Source organism: Cupriavidus sp. TMH.W2, assembly GCF_050847365.1.
In the GTDB taxonomy this organism is placed as follows: Bacteria; Pseudomonadota; Gammaproteobacteria; order Burkholderiales; family Burkholderiaceae; genus Cupriavidus.
Map to the genome: position 1 here is coordinate 3,010,992 of NZ_CP193792.1, position 24,712 is coordinate 3,035,703.

The window sequence follows — 24,712 nt, forward strand, 5'->3', positions numbered from 1 at the left end:
CGCAGCGGCTCAGCGCTCCACGCCCGTGGGCCGGCGGCGATTGCCGCGCACCAGTTTCCACAGCCCGCCCAGCAGCAGCGGCACCACCGCCGCGCCGATGCCGGCCAGCACGATCAGGTTCAGGTACTGGCGGATAAACGGCAGGTTGCCGAAGAAGTAGCCGGCAAAGACCAGGCCAGCCACCCAGGCCACGGCGCCGGCCACGTTGAACATCTGGAAGCGCGCGAAGGTCATCTGCGACACACCGGCCACGAACGGCGCGAAGGTGCGCACGATCGGCACGAAGCGCGCCATCACCAGGGTCTTGCCGCCGTGCCGCTCATAAAAGTCGTGGGTGCGGCGCAGCGCGTCCTGGTCCAGGAAACGCCACTTGTGATCGAACACCTTGGGCCCGATCCAGCTGCCCACCAGGTAGTTGACGGTATTGCCCGAGATGGCCGCCACCAGCAGCAGGCCGATCAGCGCCCACTCGTTCATGGCGCCGGTTGCGCAGAAGGCACCCGCGATAAACAGCAGCGAGTCGCCCGGCAGGAACGGCAGGACCACCAGCCCGGTCTCGGCAAAGACGATCAGGAACAGGATGGCGTAGACCCAGTGGCCGTACTGGTCGATGACCGTGCCGAGGTATTTGTCGACGTGCACCAGCATGTCGATGAGCTGCAAAGCGAGATCCAAGTCGTTCCCCGTTTGGTTTGTTGACTGTTCGTTCGATACGGCCGGTGTCCTGACCAGAGCCGCCATGGCCTGAATCATACAAGAGCGGCTGCACCAATCCGTCACCCGCGGCGCCTTTTGCGCGCCCGACTCCGTGCGAGCGTCCACGTATAATCGCCGGATGCCTGCCTCCGCCTCCAGCACCGCCCTGCGCACCCCCCAGCAGCCGCGCCCGATCCGGCCGCTGCCGGACCAGCTCATCAGCCAGATCGCCGCCGGCGAAGTGGTGGAACGCCCGGCCTCGGTGGTCAAGGAATTGCTGGAAAACGCACTCGACGCCGGCGCCACGCAGCTCGGCATCCGGCTGGAGGAAGGCGGCGTGCGGCGCATCGTCATCACCGACAACGGCTGCGGCATCCCTGCCGCCGAGCTGCCGGTTGCGCTGATGCGTCACGCCACCAGCAAGATTGCATCGCTCGACGAACTGGAATCGGTGCTGACGCTGGGCTTCCGCGGCGAGGCCCTGGCCTCGATCGCCTCGGTGTCGCAGTTGTCCCTGACCAGCCGCACCGCGGCCGATGCCCATGCCACGCAGGTCAGCGCCGATACCGGCACGGTGCAGCCGGCCTCGGGCGGGGTCGGCACCACCGTCGACGTGCAGCACCTCTACTTCAACACGCCGGCACGCAGAAAGTTCCTCAAGACGGAACAAACCGAGCTGGGGCACTGCCTGGAGATGGTCCGGCGCGTGGCGCTGGCGCGGCCCGACGTGACAATCTCGGTCCACCACAACGGCAAGCCGCTGGAGCACTGGAATGCCGGCGACGTGGCCACCCGCACCGCCCAGGTGCTGGGCAACGACTTTGCCCGGGCCCGGCTGGCGCTGGACGAACAGGCGGATACCCTGAGCCTGTACGGTTTTGCCGGGCTGCCCACCGCCTCGCGCGGGCGGCCGGACCAGCAGTATTTCTTCGTCAACGGCCGCTTCGTGCGCGACAAACTGCTCAACCACGCCGTGCGCAGCGCCTACCAGGACGTGCTGCACGGCGACCGCTTCCCGTCGTACGTGCTGTGCCTGGACCTGCCGCCTGAGATGGTCGACGTCAACGTGCACCCGTCGAAGATCGAAGTGCGCTTCCGCGAATCGCGCGCCATCCACCAGTTTGTCTACCATGCGGTGCAGCGCTGCCTGGCGCGCCAGGCCGGCGAAAACGGCGACAGCCTGCATACCGATGCCGACGGCGAGATCACCATGCGGCCTGGTGCCGCGACGCCGGCGGGCGGAGCGCGTCCGGGCCAGGGTGGCGGCGCCGGCGGTGGCCAATGGATCAACTATTCCGCGGCGCGCCAGGCCGAACTGGGTATCGCCCAGCCGCGCCAGGCCTACCTGGGCATGGTGCGCGAGGCGACGGCCCCGGCGGCACGCCCCTACGGCGCGTTTCCCGGCACCCCGGCGCAACCGCCGGCGTGGCTGGCCGATGCCCAGGCGGCGCGCGCCGACGATCCGCCCGGCCTGCTGGGCCGGCTGCCGCCGGCGACGCGTCCGGCGTTTGCCGATCCTGCTGATTCCGCCGATCGCGCCGACGCGCCCGACGACCACCCGCTCGGCTACGCCATCGCCCAGCTGCACGGCATCTACGTGCTGGCGCAGAACGCGCGCGGGCTGGTGCTGGTGGATATGCACGCCGCGCACGAGCGCATCCTGTACGAGCAGATCAAGGCCGGCCTGGACGCGCGCGACCTGGCCGTGCAGCCGCTGCTGATCCCGGTCACGCTGCCCGCCAGCCCGGTCGAGATCGGCGTGGCCGAAGAACACCAGGAGACGCTGACGCTGCTGGGCTTCGATATCGCACCGGTATCGCCCACCACGCTGGCGGTGCGCGCGGTGCCGGTCCTGCTGCAGCAGGCCGATGCCGAGGCGCTGGCGCGCGACGTGCTGCGCGACCTGCACGCCTACGGCGGCTCGCGCGTGCTGGCCGAGCGCCGCAATGAACTGCTGGCCACCCTCGCCTGCCACAGCGCGGTGCGCGCCAACCGCAAGCTCACGGTCGAGGAAATGAACGCGCTCCTGCGCCAGATGGAGCAGACCGAGCGTGCCGACCAGTGCAACCACGGCCGCCCGACCTGGGTGCAGCTGACCGTGACCGAGCTGGACCGGCTGTTCCTGCGCGGGCAGTAAGCGGCTCGCCCGCACCACTCATCCAAGGTTCTTGATGTCCGCCGTACTCCACGATTCCGCCGCGCATCCGCCCGTGGTCTGCCTGCTCGGCCCCACCGCGTCGGGCAAGACCGCTGCCGCGCTGGCGCTGGCGGCCGACGCGCCGGTTGAGATCATCAGCCTGGACTCGGCGCTGGTGTACCGCGAGATGGATATCGGCACCGCCAAGCCCACGCGCGAGGAACTGGACAGCGCGCCGCACCACCTGATCGACATCATCGACCCGGCCGATAGCTACTCCGCCGCGCAGTTTGTCGCCGATGCCGCGCGGCTGATCGCGCAGGTCCGCGCGCGCGGCCATGTGCCGCTGATCGTCGGCGGCACCATGCTGTACTACAAGGCGCTGACGCAGGGGCTCAACGACCTGCCCCAGGCCGATGCCGCGCTGCGCGCCGAGCTGGACCAGCTTGCCGCCGAGCGCGGCTGGCCGGCGCTGCATGCGATGCTGGCCGAGGTCGACCCGGTCACCGCGGCGCGGCTCGCGCCCAACGACGCGCAGCGCATCCAGCGCGCGCTGGAGATCCACCGCCTGTCCGGCCAGCCGATGTCGGCGCTGCTGGCGCGCCAGGCCGAGGGGCGTACCTTTGCCGGTGCGGCGGACCAACGCTACCGCGTGATCGCGCTCGAGCCGTCGGACCGGCTGGCGCTGCACGCGCGCATCGCGCAGCGCTATGACGCCATGCTGGCCAACGGCTTTATCGGGGAAGTCGAGCGGTTGCGCGCACGCGGCGACCTGCATCCCGGCCTGCCGTCGATCCGCTGCGTCGGCTACCGGCAGGTGTGGGAATACCTGGACGGCGCAGCCGATTTCGCCACCATGCGCGAGCGCGGCGTCGCCGCCACGCGCCAGCTGTGCAAGCGCCAGCTGACGTGGCTGCGCAGCACGCCGGAGCGGCTGGTGGTGGATTGCCTGGCGCCGGGCTATGTCGACCAGGTGCGCAGGCTGGCGGACTTCGGGCAATGACCCGGTTGCATGCGGGTTCGCGCGGCAAGTGACGGACTGACGGACCGGCGCACCATCAGGCGGCAACCGGTCACCCCCGGTGTTATACACTTGATGGCGAACCGCCATACAATAACGACACCGACTGTCTTTTCTCGGGGCTACCAAGCCGACCGCCATGCCACGAACCAAAGCCGGACAACCCGCCACACCCGCCGCCGACGGTATCACCGAGACCGACGCGGACAGCGTGCGCGGGTCGTCGGTCGAGGAAATCGCCGACCGCATCCTGACCGCGATCTGGGAGCACCGGCTGCCGCCGGGCACCAAGCTGGTCGAGGAAAAGCTGGGCGGCGTATTCGGCGTGAGCCGTACCAAAGTGCGGCTGGCCTTCGCCCGGCTGGCGCACGAAGGCGTGCTGACGGTGCATCCCAACCGCGGCACCTTCGTCTCCAGTCCGAGCGTGGCCGAAGCGCGCCAGGTGCTGCATTCGCGCCACCTGCTGGAGCCCGCACTGGTGCGCGACCTCGCCGGCGCGATCGGCGCCCGGGGTGTGCGCGTGCTGCGCGAGACCACGCGCCAGGAAGCGCAGGCGCGCGACAGCGACGACCGCCGCGCCATCATCCGGCTGTCGGGCGAGTTCCACTGCAAGCTGGCGGAAATGACCGGCAACCAGTACCTGGGCAAGTACATGCGCGAGCTGTGCTCGCTGACCTGCCTGATCATCGCGCTCTATGACGCGCCGGGCGTGCCGTCATGCCCGCATCACGAGCACGACGATATCGTCGATGCGCTGGAAGCCGGCGACGGCGAGCGCGCCGCGCGGCTGATGGCCGAGCATCTCGGCCATGTCGAAAGCACGCTGCGCCTGGAGCTGCCGGCGCAAGAGAAGGTCGACCTGGAAGCAGTGTTCGCCGCGGTCTGAGCCGCGGCGTTACCGTCGGGAAACGAAGGAGCGCGGCTCAGCGGTGCTCGATGCGCGCGGCGAGCGCCTCCGGCAAACCCAGCGTGGGCTTGGCATCCGGGCGGCGGAAGGTGCCCGCGGTGGCCTTGCGCGGCTGCAGCGCGACCAGCGCCTCGGCCTGCTTGACAGCGGCTGCCATCTGGTCGACCACCGGCACCGGAATGCGGTCGCGCACGCGCGCGGCCAGGCCGGCCAGGGGCGCGCCGGCCAGGATCACCACATCAGCCTCGTCCTCCACCACGGCGCGATTGGCCAGTTCCACCAGCACGGCTTCCTTCTCTTCCTGCACGTCCGAGACCGAGGCAAAGCTGCCGTCGAGCATGCGGATGCCGGCCAGCCGGCCGCGCAGGCCGTGCATGTCCACGCACTCCTCATACCAGGGCCCGAGCGCCCGCGCAAAGGTGACGATGGCAAAACGCCGGCCCAGCATGCAGGCCGACAGCATCGCAGCCTCCGCCATGCCCACCACCGGCAGGTCGAACAGTTCGCGCGCGCCCATCAGGCCGGGGTCGCCAAAGGCCGCGATGATGGCCGCGTCGAACTGGCCGTGATGCTCGGCCAGCATTTCCAGCGCGATGGCGCCACCGATCTGCGCCTCGGCGCGCGTGGCAATATACGGCACGCCGCGGCTGGCGGTCAGCGGCACCAGCTCGGTGCCGGGCGCGACGGCTTCGGTGGCCGCGGCCATCAGGCGCGCGGTGATGCCTTCGCTGGTATTGGGATTAAGAACGAGAATTCGCATATCTGTTTTATCAGGCAGGGTTAAGCAAGGACGCCAGCACGCTTTCGGCCAGCTTCGCGGCCGCCAGCACATTGCGGTCGGCGCCGCGCGGGCCGGCAATCTGCAGGCCCACGGGCAGGCCGTCGCGGCCGCTGCCGCAGGGCACCGAGATCGCCGGCGCCAGCGCATGGTTGAAGAACGGCGTGAACACCGCATGGGCGCGCGGCTCCACCGCGACGCCGCCGATCCGTTCCGGCCCGAGCCGGTCGTTGCGCCAGGCCACGCACGGCGTGGTCGGGCACAGCAGCAGGTCATAGCGGGTAAAGAATCCGGCCACGGCCAGCGCGATCTGGTGGCTGGCCTCGCGCGCGCGCGCCACCTCGGCACCGCTCCACGCCAGGCCGCGCTCGATCTGGCGCGCCACATCGGGATCGAACACATCCGGGTCGCGGCGCCAGGCGTCGCCGTAGAGACTGGCCAGGCCGACATGCTGCAGCGGCATCAGCGCGGCCTCGTCGGCGCCTTTCGGCCACGCCGGGTCGGCACGCTCGATGGTCAGGCCCGCGGCCTGCAGCCGGGCCACGGCCTGTTCGAAGGCCTGGGCGACATCGTCGTCGACCGGCGTGTCCAGGCCCAGGCGCGGGCTGACCGCGATCTTCAGCGTATGCAGCGGCCGCGCCGCGCTTAGCGAGAAGCCCAGCGTATCGGGATCGCGCGGATCGGCGCCGGCCAGCGCCTCGAACATCAGCTCGGCATCGGCCACGGTGCGCGTGATCGGCGCGATCACCTGGATGCCGTTGAAGGCGTGGGGGAAGCCGACCGAATCGGGAATGGCGCCATAGGATGGCTTGAAGCCGACCACGCCGGCATGCGCGGGCGGGCGCCGGCTGGAGCCGCCGCCGTCGGTGCCCAGCGCCAGCGGCGCCATGCCTGCGGCCACCGCCACCGCGCAGCCGCCGGAAGAGCCGCCCGCGGTCAGCGTGGCATCGAGCGGATGGCGCGTCACGCCGTAGACCTTGTTGGTGGTCAGGCCCTTGCAGGCGAACTCCGAGGTATTGCCCATGCCGAGCACGATCGCGCCGGCCTGGCGCAGGCGCTCGACCGCGATCGCGTCAGCGGGCGCGATGAAGTCGCGGTACAACTGCGAGCCCTGCGTCACGCGCCGGCCCTGGCTCCAGATCACATCCTTGACGATCACCGGCACGCCCGCCAGCAGCGGGCGCTCGCCCTGCGCCAGGCGCGCGCGCAGCTGCGCGAGATCGGCATCGACCAGCTCCTGGCGCTGTTCAAACACGGCATTGAGCTGGTCGTTGCGCGCCGCGATGCGGGCCTGGAAGGCCGCGACTACCTCGGCGGGATCGAGGCGGCCTGCGGCGACGCGGGCCGCGATGGTGGCCGCGTCCAGGCGGTTGGTCAGTTCCATGTCTGCAATGTCGGTCAGGGCATCAGTCACGCAAGGCGGCCCTCACAGGCTGCCGCCCGAGGTGCGGTAGCGCGGCTTGGCCATTTCCGGCAGGCCGCACGGCAGGAACTCGCCGTGGCCGGGCCCGGCCAGCACCTCGCCCTCGTGCGCCACCACCTTGCCGCGCACCAGCGTAGTCACCGGCCAGCCGGTCACGCGCAGGCCTTCATAGGGGGTGTAGTCGACCGCATGGTGCAGGCCGGCGTTCTGGATCGTCACTTCGCGCTGCGGATCCCAGATCGCCAGGTCGGCATCGGCGCCGATGGCGATGGTGCCCTTGCGCGGATGCAGGCCGTAGAGCTTGGCGGGGTTGGTCGAAGTCAGCGCGACGAACTGGTTGACCGAGATGCGGCCGCCCACCACGCCTGCCGAGAACAGCAGCGGCAGGCGCGTCTCCAGTCCGGGGATGCCATTGGGGATGTACTGGAACGGGACTTCCTCGCCGCCAGGCTTCTTGCCCTGCGCGTCTTCGTAGCGGAACGGAGCATGGTCGGACGAGAAGATGGTGAAGAGGCCGTCGGCCAGGCCGTCCCAGATCACTTCCTGGTTGCTGCGGTCGCGCGGCGGCGGGCTGCACACGCACTTGGCGCCGTGGTAGCCGGGCTGGTCGAGGTCTTCGGCGGTCAGGAACAGGTACTGCGGGCAGGTCTCGGCAAAGATCTTCATGCCGCGGTTGCGCGCCCAGCGGATCTGCTCCACCGCTTCCTTGCCCGACACGTGGACGATCAGGATCGGCACGTCGACCAGCTCGGAGAAGGTGATGGCGCGGTGCGTGGCCTCGCGCTCGATCGCCATCGGCCGCGCCAGCGCGTGGAACTTCGGCGCGGTGTTGCCCGCCGCTTCCAGCTTGTCGGTGAGCCAGGCGATGCAATCCGAGTTCTCGGCATGCACCATCACCAGCGCGCCTTCCTGGCGCGCCACCGACAGCACCTCGAGGATCTCGCGGTCGTTCAGCTTGAGGTCGTCATAGGTCATGTAGATCTTGAACGACGAATAGCCTTCGCGGATCAGGCCCGGCAGCTCGTCGTTCAGCACCGCCTCGGTCGGGTCGGCGACGATCAGGTGAAAGGCGTAGTCGACCACGGCCTGGCCGCCGGCGCGCCGATGGTAGTCGGCAACCGCCGCGCGCAGCGAATGGCCTTTCTCCTGCGCGGCAAACGGGATCACCGTGGTGGTGCCGCCGCACGCCGCCGAGACCGAGCCGGTGCGGAAGTCATCGGCCATCTTCAGGCCGTCGGGCATCGGCTGGTCCAGGTGGCAGTGCGCATCGACGCCGCCCGGCAGCACCAGCTTGCCGCTGGCGTCGATGGTCTGCGCGGCCTCGCCCAGGTCATGGCCAAGTTGCACGATGCGGCCGCCGGCGATGGCGATATCGCACTGCATGGTGTCGCTGGCGGTCACCACGGTGCCGTTGCGGATGATCAGGTCGAACTGTTTCACGATGCTATTCACAAGAAGATTGGAAGGGCGGCCGCGCTTCAGCGGTCCGCGTCGGACAGATGCATGCGTGCGGTTTCACGCGCCGCGGCGGCAGCCACAGCAATCAGCGCGCACACCGCCGCAAGGTAAATGGCTACGGGCGTGGTGCTGCCGAAGCGGTCGAGCAGGCCCACCGCGATCAGCGGGGCCAGGGCACCGCCGAACACACCGGCAAACTGGAAGCCGAGCGAGGCGCCGGTCACGCGCACCCGGGTGGCGAACAACTCAGGCAGGAACGACGCCAGCGGCGAGAACATGAACGACACCAGCACCATGCCGACGAACGAGCCCAGCATGATCAGCGCCGGGCTGCCGGTCTTGATCATCGCGAAGAAGGCAAAGGCCCACACCGCGCCGCCGATCCCGCCGATCATCAGCACCGGACGGCGGCCGATGCGGTCCGCCAGCAGGCCGGCGACCGGAATGAACAGGATCTGCGCCAGCGCGCCGAGCAGCACGGCATTGAGCGCGATGCTCTTGGGCAGGCCCAGCTTGGTCGGCACGTAATACAGCAGGAACAGCGTGAACACATAGAAGGCGATATCGCCGCCCAGCCGCGCACCGAAGGCGATCAGCAGCTGCTTCTTGTAGTTGCGCAGCACCTCCATGATCGGCGCGCGCGCTTCGGCATGCGATTCTTCGAGCTTCTCGAACATGCCGGATTCACGCACGTTGGAGCGGATGTAGAGACCGACCCCGACCAGCAGCGCCGACAGCAGGAACGGCACGCGCCAGCCCCAGCTCAGGAAGGCTTGCTCCGAGACCTGCCAGGTCACCAGCGCGAACACCCCGTTGGCGAGCAGCAAGCCGATCGGCGCCGCCAGCTGCACCAGGCTGCCGAGGATGCCGCGCCGTTTCCCTTCCGGGTCCAGCTCATTGACCATGATCGCCGCCCCGCCCCACTCGCCGCCCAGGGCCAGGCCCTGGATCACGCGCAGCAGCACCAGCAGCAGCGGCGCCAGGGCGCCGGCGGCGGCATAGGTCGGCAGCAGGCCGATGCCGAAGGTGGCCAGGCCCATCATCAGCAGCGTGATGATCAGGATGGACTTGCGGCCCATCTTGTCGCCGAAATGGCCGAAGATCGCCGCACCCAGCGGCCGCGCCACGAAGGCCACGCCGTAGCTGGCAAAGGACAGCAGCGTCGCGGTCAGCGGATCGCTCTGGGGGAAGAACAGCTTGGGGAAGACCAGCGCGGCGGCCGATCCGTAGATGAAGTGGTCGTAGAACTCGAGCGTGGTGCCGGCCAGGCTCGCCCCGGCGACGCGCGCAATGGATTGCTTCTGGGGCGACGCGCCGTGCTTGGCCGCTGTGTCGACGCCGACTGCTTGCATGGTGGATCCTCCAATGGTCCCTGGCCTGCCCTGGTGCGCCGGTGGTCCCCGGCGTCGCATTCGGGCGTTGTCTCCGGACGCTGCATGCGTGTGCGGCGTCTTTGCTCAGTACATTAGGCCATAAACCGCCATACAATCAAGTGGAATTTTGTTTGTCAGCACTAACGAGGATGCATGGGGGGTATTGATACAGTGCATAAAGCTGGTTCACGTGCTCCGCTATGCCAATGGCACGGGTAAACCCTTGCATGCCGGAAGTCGGGCAAAAAAAAACGGCGCATGCCCGAGGCATGCGCCGTTTTTTGTATAAGGGTCGCGGAGGTCGTGTCAGACCACGATCGTCTGCGCCTCGCCCTCAGCCCGCTCGCGAATCTCACCGATCTGCCAAACCGCCTCGCCAGCCGCCTGCAGGTGGCGGATAGCGCGCTCAGCATCTTCCCTGGCCACGATCACCACCATGCCGATGCCGCAGTTGAACACACGGTGCATCTCATCATCCGCCACACGCCCCTGCGCCTGCAGCCACTGGAACAGCGGCGGGAGCGTCCAGGCGTCACGCTTGAGCACGGCGGTAACGTCCTGCGCCAGCACGCGCGGCACGTTCTCGGTCAGGCCACCGCCGGTGATATGGGCCATGCCCTTGACCGGCAGCGTATCGATCAGCGACAGCAGCGGCTTCACATAGATCCGCGTCGGCGCCATGATCGCGTCCTGCAGGCGCTGGCCATGGAAGTCGGCATTCAGATCCGGCCTCGCCACTTCGATGATCTTGCGCACCAGCGAATAGCCGTTGGAATGCGCACCCGACGAAGCCAGCCCCAGCACCACGTCGCCCGGGGTGATGGTGCTGCCGTCGATGATCTTCTTCTTTTCGACCGCGCCGACGGCAAAGCCGGCCAGGTCGTATTCGCCGTCCGGGTACATGCTCGGCATTTCGGCGGTCTCGCCGCCGATCAGTGCGCAGCCGGCCAGTTCGCAACCGCGGGCGATGCCCTGGATCACGGTGGCGGCGGTGTCCACGTCGAGCTTGCCGCAGGCGAAGTAATCGAGGAAGAACAGCGGCTCGGCGCCCTGCACCAGGATGTCGTTGACGCTCATGGCGACCAGGTCCTGGCCGACGGTGTCATGGCGGTTGAGCTGGAAGGCCAGCTTGAGCTTGGTGCCCACGCCGTCGGTGCCCGACACCAGCACCGGCTCCTGGAACTTCTTCGACAGTTCGAACAGCGCACCGAACCCGCCGATGCCCGCCATCACGCCCTCGCGCATGGTGCGCTTGGCAAACGGCTTGATGCGGTCGACCAGCGCGTCGCCGGCATCGATATCAACACCGGCGTCGCGGTAGGAAAGGCCTGCCTGGCCGGCGGTCGGGGATGCGCTCATGGGAACCTGCTTGTCCTGGAGGAAATAAAGTGAGGAATTCGGCGCTCGGGCCGCCGCGGCTTCCGTCGCTTGGGATCGGAAGGCGGGCGCGAGTCCAGTAGAATCGCAATTTTAACGGATAGAGGCCCCTTGCTTCCAGTTTCCGGCGAGATCGCGCCGCGAACCGCGCTGCCGCCCTTCCCCTCAGACCATTGATGAATGCCCCGCTGCTGAACCAAGAGGCCAAGCGCATCCTGCTGTGGATCGTCGTGGCCATCGCGCTGTTCGCCGCCATCATTGCGCTGGCGCCGGTGCTGACGCCGTTCCTGTTCGCGTTCATCTTCGCCTATATCCTGAACCCCGGCGTGGACTGGCTGCAGCGCCGCCGCGTGCCGCGCGCGGTGGGCGTGACGCTGATGATCCTGCTGCTGACGGTGATCTGCGTGATGCTGGTGCTGCTGCTGATCGCGGTGCTGCAGCGCGAGATCCCGCAGGTGCGCGAGCAGCTGCCGATCCTGCTGAAGAAGCTCAACGCCGTGGTCTCGCCACGCCTGGCCGAATTTGGCGTGCGCGTGCGCTTTGACTTCCCCGGCCTGCGCAATATGCTGTCGGACCGCTTCGCGGCCAGCCCGGAAGACCTCCTGGTGGTTTTGCTGAACTACGTCAAGATGTCGGGTTCGGCGCTGATCACGGTGGCGGGCATCGTCTTTATCGTGCCCATCGTCATGTTCTACCTGATGATGGACTGGCACATGCTGATGCGCCGCATCGAGGGCGTGGTGCCGCGCCGCTGGGTGCCCAAAGTGCGCGAGCTAAGCAACGAGACCGACGCGCTGCTGTCGCAATACCTGCGCGGCCAGATCCTGGTGATGGTGATCCTGGCGGCGATCTACTCGATCGGACTGACCATCGCCGGCTTCGATATCGGCGTGCCGGTCGGGGTCTTCACCGGGCTGGCGGTATTTATCCCGTATATTGGCTTTGGTGTCGGGCTGGTCATGGCGGTCATGGCCGCACTGCTGCAGTTCGGCAACTGGTACGGGCTGGGCGCGGTGGCGGTGGTCTACGGCTTCGGCCAGTTCATCGAGAGCTTTTACCTGACGCCGCGCCTGGTGGGCGAACGCATCGGCCTGCACCCGCTGGTGGTGATCTTTGCGCTGCTCGCCTTTGGCCAGCTGTTCGGCTTCTTCGGCGTGCTGCTGGCGCTGCCGACCTGCGCTGTGCTGCTGGTGGGCGCGCGCCAGTTGCGCCGGGCTTACCTGGCCAGCGACCTGTATCGAAAATAACGGCTGCCCCCAACTGCTGCCCACACCCGCAAGTTAGCCATACGTCATGTTCCCGCGTCCCAAGCAACTGTCGCTCGAGCTGGGCAGCCCGCCGCCTTCGACCTTCGAGAATTTCGTGGTGGCGTCCAACCGCGAGGCGCTGCAGCGCCTGCGCGAGCTGCCGGCCGCGCTCGCCCAGGAGCGCGCCAGCGACCGCCTGGTCTACCTGTGGGGCGAGGTCGGCTGCGGCCGTACCCACCTGCTGCACGCGGTGTGCGAGGCCGGGCCGCAGCATGGCATCCGCTGCCGCTATCTGAGCCCGCACCACCCGCTGTCGGACTTCCTGTTCGACCCCTGGTGCCAGCTCTACACCGTCGATGACGTCGAGCTGCTGGATGAAGCGCGCCAGATCGCGGTGTTTTCGCTCTACAACGAGGTGCGCGCCCACGTGCGCACCGCGCTGGTGGTGGCCGGCGGCCTGGCGCCGCGCGCCATGCCTGTGCGCGAAGACCTGCGCACGCGCCTGGGCTGGGGCCTGGTGTACCAGGTTGCACCGTTGTCCGACGACGACAAGAAGGCCGCCGTGCTGCAAGCGGCACGCGAGCGCGGCCTGCAGCTGTCGCCCGAGATCACGCACTGGCTGGTGACGCGGCACTACCGCGACATGCCCAGCCTGATGGCGCTGCTGGACGCGCTCGACACCTATTCGCTGGAACGCAAGCGGCCGGTGACGCTGCCGCTGCTGCGTGAAATGTTTGCTGAATTCCGGGATTAGGCGCCTCCCGCCTGCTTCCGGCCTCTCATCCCGCCTTAAGGTAAAATCGCCGCCCATGAATCTGGCACTCTTTGACCTTGACCACACCCTGATCCCGACCGACAGCGACCATGAATGGGGCCGCTTCCTGGTCCGCCTGGGCGTCGTCGACGAGGAAACCTACCGGCAGAAGAACGACGAGTTCTACGGCCATTACAAGGCCGGCACCCTCGACATCCAGGCCTTCCTGCGCTTTGCGCTGGCGCCGCTGGCAGCCAACCCGCGCGACCGGCTCGATGCCATGCGGGTGCGCTTCATGCACGAGGTGATCGACCCCGTGATCACGCCGCAGGCGCGCGCGCTGGTCTACAAGCACCTGGAAGCCGGCGACCTGTGCGCAGTGGTGACCGCCACCAACAGCTTCGTCACCGCGCCGATCGCCGCGGCCTTCGGCATCAAGCACCTGATCGCGACCGAGCCGGCCACCGTCGACGGCAAGCCCGGCAGCCAGTTCACCGGCGAGGTCGAGGGCGTGCCCAGCTTCCGCGAGGGCAAGATCACCCGCGTCGAGGCCTGGCTCAAGAGCCAGGGCGCGCAGTGGGACCATTTCGAAAACACCACCTTCTACAGCGACTCGGCCAACGACCTGCCCCTGCTGGAAAAAGTCTCGGAGCCGATCGCCACCAATCCGGACGATCGCCTGCGCCACCACGCCGCCGCGGCAGGCTGGCGCATCATGGATCTGTTCTGACGTGATCAAGAAGCTCATCACCCGGCTGCTGGGCAAACCCGGCCCCAAGCAGCGCCGCACCGGCCGCGCCCATACGCCGCGCATCGTCGGCGCCGACGAACACCGGATCGACCCTGCGCTGCTGTCGCGCAATGCCGTCAAAGTCACCTCCACGCTGCAGCAGGCCGGCTACCAGGCCTATATCGTGGGCGGCGCCGTGCGCGATCTGCTGCTCGGCATCAAGCCCAAGGATTTCGACGTCGCCACCAACGCCACGCCCGAGCAGGTGCAAGCGCTGTTCCGGCGCTCGCGCATCATCGGCCGGCGCTTCCAGATCGTGCACGTCACCTTCTACGGCGGACGCGAGCAGGAGATCATCGAGGTCTCGACCTTCCGCGCGCTGGTCGACGCCATCGCCAGCGAGACCCTGCCCGAAGGCCGCCGCCTGAAGCGCGCCGAACTCGACACCAAGACCCATGCGATCGATGCCTCGGGCCGGGTGCTGCGCGACAACGTGTGGGGCTCGCAGGCCGAAGACGCGGAACGCCGCGACTTCACCATCAACGCGATGTACTACGACCCGGCCGCGCAGACCGTGCATGACTACCATCACGGCATGGAAGACATCCGCGCGCGCACGCTGCGCATGATCGGCGACCCGGTCACGCGCTACCGCGAAGATCCGATACGAATGCTGCGCGTGGTGCGCTTCGCGGCCAAGACCGGTTTCGACATCGACGAGGCCACGCGCGACCCGATCGCCGGCCTGGCCTCGCTGATCCACAATGTGCCGAGCGCGCGGCTGTTCGACGAAATGCTCAAGCTGCTCATGTCCGGGCACGCCTGGGCCTCGCTGCAGGAACTGCGCAAGGCGGGCCTGCACCAGGGCCTGCTGCCGCTCTTGGACGTGGCGCTGGAGCAGCCCATGGGCCAGCGCTTCGTGCAGCTGGCGCTGGACAACACCGACCGCCGCGTGCAGGCCGGCAAGCCGGTCTCGCCGGGCTTCCTGTTTGCCGCGCTGCTGTGGCACCACGTGCTGCAGCGCTGGACCAGGCTGCGCGACGAAGGCGAGCACGCCATCGCCGCGCTGAACACCGCCATGGACCTGGTGCTGGAAAAGCAGACCGGCCAGCTGGCGATCCAGCGCCGCTTTGTCACCGACATGCGCGATATCTGGGGCATGCAGCCGCGCTTCGAGAAGCGCGTGGGCCGCATGCCGTTCCGGCTGCTGGAGTCGCCGCGCTTCCGTGCCGGCTTCGACTTCCTGCACCTGCGCTGCCAGTCGGGCGAGCTGCCGGAAGAACTGGCCACGTGGTGGCAGGACTTCCAGGACGCCGACCCGGGCGAGCGCGAGGACCTGATCGACGCGGTGCGTGGCGCCCGTGGCCCGGGCGCGCAAGGCGGCCAAGGCGGCCAGAGTGGCCAGGGCGCCGAGGGCGAAGGCCCGGCACGCAAGAAGCGCCGCCGGCGCGGTCCGCGGAAATCGGATAAAGTGTCCTCCCGGAGCGATACGGACGCGGGCGAGGCAGCACATGCCGGCCCCGGCCAGCCGGAGGAAACTTAAATGACGCTTGCCTTCATCGGCATCGGGGCCAATCTTGGCGATGCCCGCCAGGCCATCAAGGACGCCATCGTGTGCCTGGCCCAGCAGGTCGGCATCACGGTGCTGGCGCGCTCCTCGCTCTATCGCACCGCCCCGGTCGATGCCGGCGGCGACGACTACTACAACGCGGTGGTCAAGGTGCAGACCTCGTTCACCGCCGGGCAGCTGCTGCGCATCTGTCACCACATCGAAGACCAGTTCGGCCGCGAGCGCCCGTTCCGCAACGCACCGCGCACGCTGGACCTGGACCTGCTGCTGTTCGGCGATGAGCAGCACGACCACGAGCACCTGACCGTGCCGCATCCGCGCCTGACCGAGCGCGCCTTCACGCTGGTGCCGCTGCTGGAGCTGGACGCGGCGCTGGCCATCCCCGGCCGCGGCCGTGCCGCCGACTACCTGGCCGGCGTCGGCGCCCAGCGCATCGAGAAGGTCTCCACCTGCAAGTGCCTGCGCATGCAGGCCGCCGCGGGCGATGGCGGCACCGCTGGCTGAACCCGCCCGGCGGCGCCCGCGGCGCTGCCATCCACCCTACTGACGCCCGGAGCGCCATGCTCGATCACCTGCGCCGCATTGTCGTCGAAGGCCCCGTCGGATCCGGCAAGACCTCGCTGGCCCAGCGCCTGGCGCGCACGCTGCACGCCCAGGAACTGCCCGACAGCGCGCGCCGCAGCCCCTTCCTCGAGCCCTTCTACCGCGATCCCGCGCGCCACGCGCTGGCGCTGCAGCTGTGGTGCCTGACCCAGCGCGCGGTGCAGCTGCAGCAATGGCAGGCGGGGATCATGGCCGGCCAGCGCATGGTCACCAACTTCCTGATCGCCAAGGACCGGCTGCACGCGGCGCTGACCCTTTCCGCGGACGAACTGGCGCTCTACGACGCCATTGCCGCGCGCCTGGACCTGCCGCCGCAACGCGCCGACCTGGTGATCGTGCTGCAGGCCACGCCGTCGCTCCTGCGCGAGCGCATCGTGCGCCGCGGCGAGGCCGGCGAAGCCGGTATCGACGAACACTATCTGCAGCGCCTGGCCGGCGCCTACGGCGAATTGTTCCACCGGTACGACGAGGCGCCCGTGCTGGTCGTCGACACCGCCCACTTCAATCCGGTGGACAATGATGACGATTTCCGTACACTACTGTCGCGCATCGAAAACATGCGCGGCCGCAAGGCCTTTCTCAATCTCGCTGCGCCCTGACAGGCACTGCCTGCCAGACCCAACACAATAACAACGGCTGTCGTTGCCGTGCGGGCGGCCCTCCCGGCACCGGCAAAGCCGTCCTACACGGGCACTGCCATGAGCTACCTCCTCGATCCCTCCCGCAAGACCATCACCATTCCCAAACTGCAGGCGATGCGTGACGCCGGCGAGAAAATCGCCATGCTGACCGCGTACGACTCGTCCTTTGCCGCGCTGCTCGACTACTGCGGCGTGGAAATGATCCTGGTCGGCGATTCGCTGGGCAATGTGATGCAGGGCCAGCAGACCACGCTGCCGGTCACGCTGGAACAGATGGCCTACCACACCGAATGCGCGGCGCGCGGCAACCAGACCGCGCTGCTGCTGACGGACCTGCCGTTCGGCACCTATCCCACGGCGGAAGCCGCCTTTGCCAGCGCCGTCACGCTGATGAAGGCCGGCGCGCAGATGGTCAAGCTCGAAGGCGGCGACTGGCTCGCGCCGATCGTCAAGTTCCTGGTCGAGCGCAGCATTCCGGTGTGCGCGCATATCGGCCTGACGCCGCAGTCGGTGCACGCGCTGGGCGGCTTCAAGGTGCAGGGCAAGACCGACGCCGGCGCGGCCCAGCTCAAGCGCGATGCGCTGGCGCTGCAGGCCGCCGGCGCGCAGGTGGTGCTGATGGAAGCGGTGCCCGCGGCGCTGGCCGGCGACATCACGCAACTGCTGACGGTGCCCACCATCGGCATCGGCGCGGGCGCGGACTGCACCGGCCAGGTGCTGGTGCTGCAGGACATGCTCAACATCTACCCCGGCCGCAAGGCCAAGTTCGTGCGCAATTTCATGGACGGCCAGACCTCGATCGAGGCCGCCGTGCGCGCCTATGTGGCCGCCGTCAAGGACGGCAGCTTCCCCGCCGCCGAGCACACCTTCTCCGCCTGACCGGTGGAGATCGGCAGCGCCACCGCCGATGCCTTCCGCCTGCTGGCCAGCGGCGACGCCGGCCTGTGGTTCATTGTCTGGACCTCGCTGATGGTGGCGGTGCTGGGGCTGGCCATCGCCACGGTGCCGGCGATTGCCGCGGCCTGGCTGATCGCCACGCGGCAGTTCCCGGGCCGGCGCGCGGTGGTGGTGGTGGCACAGGCCTTCCTGTCGTTCCCGACCGTGCTGGTCGGGCTGATCCTTTACCTGCTGCTCACGCGCCAGGGCCCGCTGGGCAGCCTGCACCTGCTGTTCACGCCGTCGGGCATGGTGCTGGGGCAGGCGGTGATCGGCTTCCCGGTGGTGCTGGCATTTGCGCTGTCGACCCTGCAGGGCGCCGACGTGCGCCTGCGCGAGACCGCCTGGGTGCTGGGCGCCGGCCGCTGGCGCACCTTCCTGACCGTGATCCGCGAACTGCGCTTCGGGCTGATGGCGGCGGTGGTCGCCGGCTTCGGGCGCGTGATTGCCGAGGTCGGCTCGGCCTTGATGATCGGCGGCAATATCGAAGGCTCGACCCGCACCATCACCACCGCCATCGCGCTGGAAACCAGCAAAGGCGAGTTCGCGCAGGGTATTGCGCTGGGCATCGTGCTGGTGGCGCTGGCGCTGCTGGTCAATATCGGCATGGCCTGGCTGCAGGGTGCCGGAGGTTTCCGCCGATGACACCCTCCGCTGCCCATGACCACAGCCCGCTGCTGACCGTGCGCGGGCTGGCGCGCAGCATCGGCCTGCGCAAGCTGTTTGCGATCGACATGCTGGTGATCCCGCGTGCCACCGCGATCGTGCTGACCGGCATGAACGGCGCCGGCAAGACCACCCTGCTGCGCATGCTGGCCGGGCTGGAGCCGGCACCGGGCGCCACCGCGCGGTGGACCGACGCACAGGGCCAGGCGCACGACGCCCCCCTTAGCCCGCTGCCGCCGGCGCTGCGCCGGCGCATCGCCTACCTGCACCAGCACCCCTACCTGTTCCGCACCTCGGTGCGCGAGAACATCGCCTACGGCCTGCATGCACGCGGCCTGCCGCGCCACGACATCGCCCGCCGCGTGGGCGAGGCGCTGGGCTGGGCCGGCGTGTCGCACCTGCAGGACACCGCGCCCGAATACCTGTCCGGCGGCGAGATCCAGCGCGTGGCGCTGGCGCGCGCCAAGGTGCTGGAGCCGGACCTGCTGCTGCTGGACGAGCCCACCTCGAGCCTGGACGGCCATGCGCGCGAGCAGGTGATTGCGCTGGTCGGCGACCTCGCCGCCGAAGGCCGCACCGTGGTGATGATCTGCCACGACCGCGAGCTGATCAACCTGCCGGGCGTGGTGCGCTGGAAGCTGGGCGACGGCGTGCTGGACACGCACCACCCGTAGCGGCGGCGCCTAAGCCGATAGCGTGGCGGGCAATACGCCGCGCAGCGCGTTGACCACCATGATGGCTTCGGCACGCACCAGCATCGCGCGCGTGATCACCGCTTCCTCCACCGTCTCTCCCGGCGCGCCCAGCGCCGCCCCACCCTCGTCCAGCACCACCGCGCGCATCACGCCGGGCAGGATGTCGGCCGACAGCGGCGGCGTCAGCCAGCGCCCATCGATCCGCACGAAGACCGAACTGCGCCCGCCCTCCAGCAGCTCGCCGCGCGTATTGAAGAACAGCCGGTCGAAGCCGCCGGCACGCTCGGCGGCCTGCCAGCCCGCATCGAACCCCGCGCGCGCACTGGTCTTGTGGCGGCGCAGCGGGTCGGCAACGGGCAGCGGTTCTGGCGCGATGTCGATGCCGACCGGTCCCGCCGGCATCGGCGCCACCGCGCCGCTGGCAAATGCCAGCGTGCCGGCCTTGTCCACGCTCAGGCGCAATCGCCATGTGCCGGCACCCAGCTGCATCACCTGCACGGCGACCGCCGCGCGCGCGGCATCGGCGCCGAAGGCGAAGCCGAACGCCTGCGCCGACGCCCCGATCCGCGCCACGTGCCGCCCCAGGTGCTGGCACACCCCGTCCTGCACGCGCATGGTCTCGAACAGCGTGAAACCGGGATCGTGCCGCGTCAGGAAACGCGCCTTCCAGCCGCATTCGGCAAACTCCTCCGCCGCCACGCTGTCATGGACGATGCCGCCGCCCACGCCCATCTCGCCGGCGCGCAGTCCGTTGGCCGCGGCGGGCGCCAGCACCAGCGTGCGGATCGCCACCGACAGCGCGAACGGGCCGGCCATGGCATCGGCGCACGGCGCATCGATCCAGCCGATCGCGCCGGTGTACAGCCCGCGCGGTGCGCGCTCCAGTTCGGCAATGATCTGCATGGTGCGCCGCTTGGGCGCGCCGGTGATCGAGCCGCACGGGAACAGCGCCGCCATCAGCGCGCCGAAGCCGGTGCCGGGCCGCGCGGTCGCGGTCACGGTGGAAGTCATCTGCAGCACCGCGCCGAACGGCTGCACCGCAAAGCGCTCGGGCACGGCCACGCTGCCCGGCTGCGCGACGCGGCCCAGGTCGTTGCGCAGCAGGTCGACGATCATCACGTTCTCGGCGCGGTTCTTGGCATCGGCGGCCAGCGCGGCGGCGGCCTGCGCATCGCGCGCGGCATCGCCGGAGCGCGGTGCGGTGCCCTTCATCGGCCGCGTCAGCAGATGGCCGTGGCCGTCGTGGCGCACGAACAGCTCGGGCGACAGCGACAGCACCGTGGCGCCGTCCGGCAGGCTGGCCAGCACGCCATAGGGCACCGGCTGCGCGGCGCGCAGCGCGGCGTACAGGGCGAGCGGATCGCCAAACGCGCCGAAGCGCAGGCGCTGGGTGTAGTTGACCTGGTAGGTGTCGCCGGCTTCGATCCACTGGTGGATGCGGGCGATGGCGTCATCGAAGGCTGCGCGGGGGGTGTCGGAAGTGACATCCATCAGGCCCGCGGGGTTCGCGTCTGCCCTGGGCTGCAGCCATGCCGTGACCGCTGCGGCATCGAGCCGGCGCAGGTCACGGAACCACAGCAGGCGCAGCGCGCCGTCGTGGAACGGCATCGCGTTGCCGGTGTGCACCGGGGCATCGACCAGGGCACCGCCGAATTCGTATGGCGCAAACAGGGTGGCATGCCAGCCCTGGCGCCAGCCGTCGGCGAGCATGGTGTCGAGCTGGGCGATGCCGCTGCCAGCGGGCAAGACTTCTTCGCGGATGAAACCGGTGTAGAGGCGCGATGCTGCTTCCCCAGCGGTAGCCGTGGCGTCATCGAGAAGAATGAAGACGTCCTCTCCCGCCGGCTGGTTGCACCCCTCTCCCGCTTGCGGGAGAGGGGCCGGGGGAGAGGGCGGAGGCTGGATGCTTGCTACCACGGGAAATCGTCAGGAAAAAAGGGCGGGACAGCCATGCATTATCGCGCGCCGGGGGCGTCGGGAGGATATTTGGCACGTGGTCGATGCTGCCAGCGCCCGCCCTCACCCCCTGCTCTCCCGCAAGCGGGAGAGGGGAGCAAACAGCGGGACGGGATAGGCCACAGGCCTTTCAAGCTGCCGATTGCGTGCTCCCTCTCCCGCTTGCGGGAGAGGGTTGGGGTGAGGGCCGGGCGCGTCGATGAAGCACGTTCCTGCGGTGTGCCTGGGCCTGGCTTTTCCCCCGCCCCCGCGAGCGGGAGAAGAGAACACAAGGGGATAGGGTAACCGCATCCACAAAAAACAAAACCGGCCACGCTCACACGTGGCCGGTCTTATGCCGCCAAGCCAGATCAGCTGAAGAAGCTCTTCACCTTGTCCAGCCAGGATTGCTCCTGCGGGCTGTGGCGCGAGCCGCCCTCGTGCACCGAGCGGTCGAACTGGCGCAGCATGTCCTTCTGCGCCTCGGTCAGCTTGACCGGCGTCTCCACGTTCACATGCACGTAGAGGTCGCCCGGATAGCCGGAGCGCACGCCCTTGATGCCCTTGCCGCGCAGGCGGAAGGTCTTGCCGGACTGGGTGGCCTCAGGCACCGGGAAGGTGGCCTTGCCGCTCAGCGTCGGCACCTCCAGGTCGCCGCCCAGCGCCGCGGTGGCGAACGAGATCGGCATCTGGCAGTGCAGGTCGTCGCCGTCGCGCTCGAACACCGCGTGCTGCTTGATGTGGACTTCCACATACAGGTCCCCCGGGGGGCCGCCGTTGATGCCCGGCTCGCCGTTGCCCGACGAGCGGATGCGCATGCCTTCGTCGATGCCGGCCGGGATCTTCACTTCCAGCGTCTTCTGCGACTTCAGCTTGCCCTGGCCGTGGCACTTGGTGCAGGGCTTGGGGATGAACTTGCCGCTGCCGTGGCACTTCGGGCAGGTCTGCTGCATGCTGAAGAAGCCCTGCGACACGCGCACCTGGCCGGCGCCGTGGCAGGTCGGGCAGGTTTCCACGCTCGAGCCCGGCTCGGCGCCATTGCCATGGCAGTGGTCGCAATCGTCCCAGTGCGGCACGCGGATCTGCGCTTCGTGGCCGTGCGCGGCCTGCTCCAGCGAGATTTCCATGCTGTAGCGCAGGTCGGCGCCGCGGTAGGCCTGCGGACCGCCGCCACCGCGGCGGCCGCCGGCCTGCTGGCCGAAGATGTCGCCGAAGATATCGCCGAAGGCCTCGGCAAAGCCGCCGTAGCCCTGGCCGCCGCCGAAGCCGCCAGCCATGTTCGGATCCACGCCGGCATGGCCGTACTGGTCGTACGCGGCCTTCTTCTCCGGGTCGGAAAGCATCTCGTAGGCCTCTTTGACCTCCTTGAATTTTTCCTCGGATTCCTTGCTGTCCGGATTCCGGTCCGGGTGGTATTTCATCGCGAGCTTGCGATAAGCCTTCTTGACTTCGTCGTCGCTCGCGTTCTTGCCTACCCCGAGCACTTCGTAGTAGTCACGTTTTGCCATGGTGGCTCATTACCTCATTGGCCGGCCAGTGCATGCGGCACCCGCCGGCGAATAGCAAAAAAGCCGAGCGCGGCATCCGACGGCGGTTTCCCGCTGGGTCTGATGGCCGTCGCCCGGCGTCGGGGCGGACAGCGGTGCCGGCCAGTGCCTGCACCGCCGCCCGCGCATCCCGATTACTTCTTGTCGTTGACTTCCTTGAATTCGGCGTCCACGACGTTGTCGTCCTGCGGCTGGGCGTGCTGCTGGCCCCCGGCCGCACCTGGGGCACCGGCGGCACCGGCCGCCGCACCTTCGCCGGCCTTGGCCTGCATGTCGGCGTAGACCTTCTCGCCCAGCTTCTGGCTGACTTCGGACAGCGCGTTGACCTTGGCGTCGATCTCGGCCTTGTCGCCGCCGCGTGCGGCGTCTTCCAGTTCCTTGATCGCGGCTTCGATCTTTTCCTTCTCGCCCGCGTCCAGCTTGTCGCCGTACTCGGTCAGCGCCTTCTTGGTCGAGTGGATCAGCGCGTCGGCCTGGTTGCGGGCATCAGCCAGCTCGCGGGCCTTCTTGTCTTCCTCGGCGTTGGCCTCGGCGTCCTTGACCATGCGCTGGATCTCGTCTTCCGACAGGCCCGAGTTCGCCTTGATGGTGATGCGGTTTTCCTTGCCGCTGGCCTTGTCCTTGGCGCCCACGTGCAGGATGCCGTTGGCGTCGATGTCGAACGAGACCTCGATCTGCGGCGTGCCGCGCGGTGCGGGCGGAATGCCTTCGAGATTGAACTCGCCCAGCAGCTTGTTGCCGGTCGCCATTTCACGCTCGCCCTGGTACACCTTGATGGTCACGGCCGGCTGGTTGTCGTCGGCGGTCGAGAACACCTGCGCATGCTTGGTCGGGATGGTGGTGTTCTTGGTGATCATCTTGGTCATCACGCCACCCAGGGTCTCGATCCCCAGCGACAGCGGCGTCACGTCCAGCAGCAGCACGTCCTTGCGGTCGCCGGACAGCACCGAGCCCTGGATCGCGGCACCGACGGCCACGGCTTCATCCGGGTTCACGTCCTTGCGCGCTTCCTTGCCGAAGAATTCCTTGACCTGTTCCTGCACCTTGGGCATGCGGGTCATGCCGCCGACCAGGATCACGTCGTCGATATCGCTGACCTTGACGCCCGCGTCCTTGATCGCGGTGCGGCACGGCTCGATGGTGCGCGTGATCAGCTCTTCCACCAGGGACTCGAGCTTGGCGCGGGTCATCTTCAGGTTCAGGTGCTTCGGACCCGAGGCATCGGCCGTGATGTACGGCAGGTTGATCTCGGTCTGCTGCGAGCTCGACAGTTCGATCTTGGCCTTTTCAGCGGCTTCCTTCAGGCGCTGCAGCGCGAGCACGTCCTTGGACAGGTCGACGCCCTGGTCCTTCTTGAACTCGCTGATGATGTAATCGATGATGCGCTGGTCGAAGTCCTCGCCGCCCAGGAAGGTGTCGCCGTTGGTCGACAGCACTTCGAACTGCTTTTCACCGTCCACGTCCGCGATCTCGATGATCGAGATGTCGAAGGTGCCGCCGCCGAGGTCATACACGGCGATCTTGCGGTCGCCCTTCTCGTTCTTGTCCAGGCCGAAGGCCAGCGCGGCCGCGGTCGGCTCGTTGATGATGCGCTTGACGTCCAGGCCGGCGATGCGGCCGGCGTCCTTGGTCGCCTGGCGCTGCGAGTCGTTGAAGTAGGCCGGCACGGTGATCACGGCTTCGGTCACCGGCTCGCCGAGGTAGTCCTCGGCCGTCTTCTTCATCTTGCGCAGCACTTCGGCGGACACCTGCGGCGGCGCCAGCTTCTGGTCGCGCGCCGACACCCATGCGTCGCCGTTGTCGGCCTTGACGATGGCGTACGGCATCAGGCCGATGTCCTTCTGGACTTCCTTCTCTTCGAACTTGCGGCCGATCAGGCGCTTCACCGCATACAGGGTGTTGCGCGGATTGGTCACCGCCTGGCGCTTGGCCGGCGCGCCGACCAGGATCTCGCCGTCTTCCATGTAGGCGATGATCGACGGGGTGGTGCGGGTGCCTTCGGAATTTTCGATGACCTTGGGGGTGTTGCCCTCCAGGATCGAGACGCAGCTATTGGTGGTACCGAGGTCGATACCGATGATCTTACCCATTATTCTCTCCTCTTGAGCCGGCGCTATCCGCGCGGCTGCAATTCAACCTGAGGCCGAAATGTGGCCGTCCGGGGTCTTTTCAAGGGCGGAGCCGGCAAATCCGAGTAATTTTCTCGGTTTCTGTCCCT

At 68.4% G+C, this 24,712-nt stretch carries 21 protein-coding genes; 12 read left to right on the plus strand and 9 right to left on the minus strand.

The features are described from left to right. Positions 1 to 9: 9 nt before the first annotated feature. Positions 10 to 663 carry a VTT domain-containing protein gene (locus tag ACREYQ_RS13825; RefSeq protein ID WP_432260419.1) on the minus strand — a complete coding sequence of 218 codons (654 nt, stop codon included), beginning with the start codon at positions 661 to 663 and terminating at the stop codon, positions 10 to 12. A gap of 172 nt (positions 664 to 835) precedes the next feature. Between ACREYQ_RS13825 and mutL the strand changes: the two genes are divergently transcribed. The 3 genes from mutL to ACREYQ_RS13840 all read left to right on the plus strand — a co-directional run bounded on the left by mutL (position 836) and on the right by ACREYQ_RS13840 (position 4,740). Next, positions 836 to 2,833 (plus strand): DNA mismatch repair endonuclease MutL, encoded by a 1,998-nt coding sequence (gene mutL, locus ACREYQ_RS13830; protein WP_432258146.1) that lies wholly within the window; start codon positions 836 to 838, stop codon positions 2,831 to 2,833. A 34-nt stretch (positions 2,834 to 2,867) separates the two neighbouring features. After that, complete coding sequence (gene miaA, locus ACREYQ_RS13835) at positions 2,868 to 3,836, plus strand: tRNA (adenosine(37)-N6)-dimethylallyltransferase MiaA (RefSeq protein WP_432258147.1); 969 nt, start codon at positions 2,868 to 2,870, stop codon at positions 3,834 to 3,836. Positions 3,837 to 3,993: 157 nt separating this feature from the next. Beyond that, on the plus strand, positions 3,994 to 4,740 hold the full coding sequence (locus ACREYQ_RS13840; RefSeq protein ID WP_432258148.1) for a GntR family transcriptional regulator: 747 nt from the start codon (positions 3,994 to 3,996) through the stop codon (positions 4,738 to 4,740). Between the two features lie 37 nt (positions 4,741 to 4,777). On the opposite strand, the gene ACREYQ_RS13845 is transcribed toward ACREYQ_RS13840, so the two are convergent. The 5 genes from ACREYQ_RS13845 to purM all read right to left on the minus strand — a co-directional run bounded on the left by ACREYQ_RS13845 (position 4,778) and on the right by purM (position 11,152). Continuing rightward, positions 4,778 to 5,521: an aspartate/glutamate racemase family protein gene (locus ACREYQ_RS13845; protein ID WP_432258149.1), complete on the minus strand. Its 744-nt coding sequence runs from the start codon at positions 5,519 to 5,521 to the stop codon at positions 4,778 to 4,780. A gap of 10 nt (positions 5,522 to 5,531) precedes the next feature. After that, a complete protein-coding gene (locus tag ACREYQ_RS13850; RefSeq protein WP_432258150.1) occupies positions 5,532 to 6,953 on the minus strand; it encodes an amidase in 1,422 nt (473 codons plus the stop codon). Positions 6,954 to 6,965: 12 nt separating this feature from the next. Continuing rightward, positions 6,966 to 8,402 carry a dihydropyrimidinase gene (hydA, locus tag ACREYQ_RS13855; RefSeq protein ID WP_432258151.1) on the minus strand — a complete coding sequence of 479 codons (1,437 nt, stop codon included), beginning with the start codon at positions 8,400 to 8,402 and terminating at the stop codon, positions 6,966 to 6,968. A gap of 38 nt (positions 8,403 to 8,440) precedes the next feature. Further along, positions 8,441 to 9,772 carry an MFS transporter gene (locus ACREYQ_RS13860; RefSeq protein ID WP_432258152.1) on the minus strand — a complete coding sequence of 444 codons (1,332 nt, stop codon included), beginning with the start codon at positions 9,770 to 9,772 and terminating at the stop codon, positions 8,441 to 8,443. Between the two features lie 327 nt (positions 9,773 to 10,099). Further along, positions 10,100 to 11,152 (minus strand): phosphoribosylformylglycinamidine cyclo-ligase, encoded by a 1,053-nt coding sequence (gene purM / locus ACREYQ_RS13865; RefSeq protein WP_432258153.1) that lies wholly within the window; start codon positions 11,150 to 11,152, stop codon positions 10,100 to 10,102. Between the two features lie 194 nt (positions 11,153 to 11,346). Between purM and ACREYQ_RS13870 the strand changes: the two genes are divergently transcribed. The 9 genes from ACREYQ_RS13870 (at position 11,347) to ACREYQ_RS13910 (ending at position 18,991) form a co-directional block, all read left to right on the plus strand. Then, entirely contained in the window at positions 11,347 to 12,417 is a 1,071-nt protein-coding gene (locus ACREYQ_RS13870) for an AI-2E family transporter (RefSeq protein WP_432258154.1), read from the plus strand. 46 nt (positions 12,418 to 12,463) lie between these two features. Continuing rightward, on the plus strand, positions 12,464 to 13,171 hold the full coding sequence (gene hda / locus ACREYQ_RS13875; RefSeq protein WP_078197780.1) for a DnaA regulatory inactivator Hda: 708 nt from the start codon (positions 12,464 to 12,466) through the stop codon (positions 13,169 to 13,171). A gap of 55 nt (positions 13,172 to 13,226) precedes the next feature. Next, positions 13,227 to 13,901: an HAD family hydrolase gene (locus ACREYQ_RS13880; protein WP_432258155.1), complete on the plus strand. Its 675-nt coding sequence runs from the start codon at positions 13,227 to 13,229 to the stop codon at positions 13,899 to 13,901. Position 13,902: 1 nt separating this feature from the next. Continuing rightward, a complete protein-coding gene (gene pcnB, locus ACREYQ_RS13885) occupies positions 13,903 to 15,444 on the plus strand; it encodes a polynucleotide adenylyltransferase PcnB (RefSeq protein WP_432258156.1) in 1,542 nt (513 codons plus the stop codon). Beyond that, complete coding sequence (gene folK, locus ACREYQ_RS13890; protein WP_432258157.1) at positions 15,445 to 15,975, plus strand: 2-amino-4-hydroxy-6-hydroxymethyldihydropteridine diphosphokinase; 531 nt, start codon at positions 15,445 to 15,447, stop codon at positions 15,973 to 15,975. Positions 15,976 to 16,031: 56 nt separating this feature from the next. After that, a complete protein-coding gene (locus ACREYQ_RS13895) occupies positions 16,032 to 16,673 on the plus strand; it encodes a deoxynucleoside kinase (RefSeq protein ID WP_432258158.1) in 642 nt (213 codons plus the stop codon). Between the two features lie 99 nt (positions 16,674 to 16,772). Then, positions 16,773 to 17,594 (plus strand): 3-methyl-2-oxobutanoate hydroxymethyltransferase, encoded by an 822-nt coding sequence (gene panB / locus ACREYQ_RS13900; RefSeq protein WP_432258159.1) that lies wholly within the window; start codon positions 16,773 to 16,775, stop codon positions 17,592 to 17,594. A gap of 3 nt (positions 17,595 to 17,597) precedes the next feature. Next, a complete protein-coding gene (locus ACREYQ_RS13905) occupies positions 17,598 to 18,296 on the plus strand; it encodes an ABC transporter permease (RefSeq protein WP_432258160.1) in 699 nt (232 codons plus the stop codon). Continuing rightward, positions 18,293 to 18,991, plus strand: coding sequence for an ATP-binding cassette domain-containing protein (locus ACREYQ_RS13910; protein ID WP_432258161.1), 699 nt, complete (start codon positions 18,293 to 18,295; stop codon positions 18,989 to 18,991). Before ACREYQ_RS13905 ends, ACREYQ_RS13910 begins: the two co-directional genes overlap by 4 nt. 9 nt (positions 18,992 to 19,000) lie before the next feature. Here the strand turns inward: ACREYQ_RS13910 and ACREYQ_RS13915 are convergent, their stop codons facing one another. The 3 genes from ACREYQ_RS13915 to dnaK all read right to left on the minus strand — a co-directional run bounded on the left by ACREYQ_RS13915 (position 19,001) and on the right by dnaK (position 24,584). Beyond that, positions 19,001 to 20,929, minus strand: coding sequence for a chorismate-binding protein (locus ACREYQ_RS13915; protein WP_432258162.1), 1,929 nt, complete (start codon positions 20,927 to 20,929; stop codon positions 19,001 to 19,003). Positions 20,930 to 21,318: 389 nt separating this feature from the next. Next, entirely contained in the window at positions 21,319 to 22,455 is a 1,137-nt protein-coding gene (gene dnaJ / locus ACREYQ_RS13920; RefSeq protein WP_432258163.1) for a molecular chaperone DnaJ, read from the minus strand. A gap of 173 nt (positions 22,456 to 22,628) precedes the next feature. Then, the gene (gene dnaK, locus ACREYQ_RS13925; RefSeq protein WP_432258164.1) at positions 22,629 to 24,584 is read right to left on the minus strand and encodes a molecular chaperone DnaK; all 1,956 of its coding nucleotides are present in this window, start codon (positions 24,582 to 24,584) and stop codon (positions 22,629 to 22,631) included. Positions 24,585 to 24,712: the final 128 nt, after the last annotated feature.

What these genes read in the sequence shown, in the direction of transcription:
- miaA (WP_432258147.1), top strand. Translation starts at nt 2,868, where the DNA reads ATGTCCGCCGTACTCCACGATTCCGCCGCGCATCCGCCCGTGGTCTGC.
- dnaJ (WP_432258163.1), bottom strand. Translation starts at nt 22,455, where the DNA reads ATGGCAAAACGTGACTACTACGAAGTGCTCGGGGTAGGCAAGAACGCG.
- ACREYQ_RS13860 (WP_432258152.1), bottom strand. Translation starts at nt 9,772, where the DNA reads ATGCAAGCAGTCGGCGTCGACACAGCGGCCAAGCACGGCGCGTCGCCC.
- ACREYQ_RS13845 (WP_432258149.1), bottom strand. Translation starts at nt 5,521, where the DNA reads ATGCGAATTCTCGTTCTTAATCCCAATACCAGCGAAGGCATCACCGCG.
- ACREYQ_RS13895 (WP_432258158.1), top strand. Translation starts at nt 16,032, where the DNA reads ATGCTCGATCACCTGCGCCGCATTGTCGTCGAAGGCCCCGTCGGATCC.
- dnaK (WP_432258164.1), bottom strand. Translation starts at nt 24,584, where the DNA reads ATGGGTAAGATCATCGGTATCGACCTCGGTACCACCAATAGCTGCGTC.
- mutL (WP_432258146.1), top strand. Translation starts at nt 836, where the DNA reads ATGCCTGCCTCCGCCTCCAGCACCGCCCTGCGCACCCCCCAGCAGCCG.
- panB (WP_432258159.1), top strand. Translation starts at nt 16,773, where the DNA reads ATGAGCTACCTCCTCGATCCCTCCCGCAAGACCATCACCATTCCCAAA.
- ACREYQ_RS13840 (WP_432258148.1), top strand. Translation starts at nt 3,994, where the DNA reads ATGCCACGAACCAAAGCCGGACAACCCGCCACACCCGCCGCCGACGGT.
- ACREYQ_RS13880 (WP_432258155.1), top strand. Translation starts at nt 13,227, where the DNA reads ATGAATCTGGCACTCTTTGACCTTGACCACACCCTGATCCCGACCGAC.
- folK (WP_432258157.1), top strand. Translation starts at nt 15,445, where the DNA reads ATGACGCTTGCCTTCATCGGCATCGGGGCCAATCTTGGCGATGCCCGC.
- purM (WP_432258153.1), bottom strand. Translation starts at nt 11,152, where the DNA reads ATGAGCGCATCCCCGACCGCCGGCCAGGCAGGCCTTTCCTACCGCGAC.
- ACREYQ_RS13870 (WP_432258154.1), top strand. Translation starts at nt 11,347, where the DNA reads ATGAATGCCCCGCTGCTGAACCAAGAGGCCAAGCGCATCCTGCTGTGG.
- ACREYQ_RS13910 (WP_432258161.1), top strand. Translation starts at nt 18,293, where the DNA reads ATGACACCCTCCGCTGCCCATGACCACAGCCCGCTGCTGACCGTGCGC.
- hda (WP_078197780.1), top strand. Translation starts at nt 12,464, where the DNA reads ATGTTCCCGCGTCCCAAGCAACTGTCGCTCGAGCTGGGCAGCCCGCCG.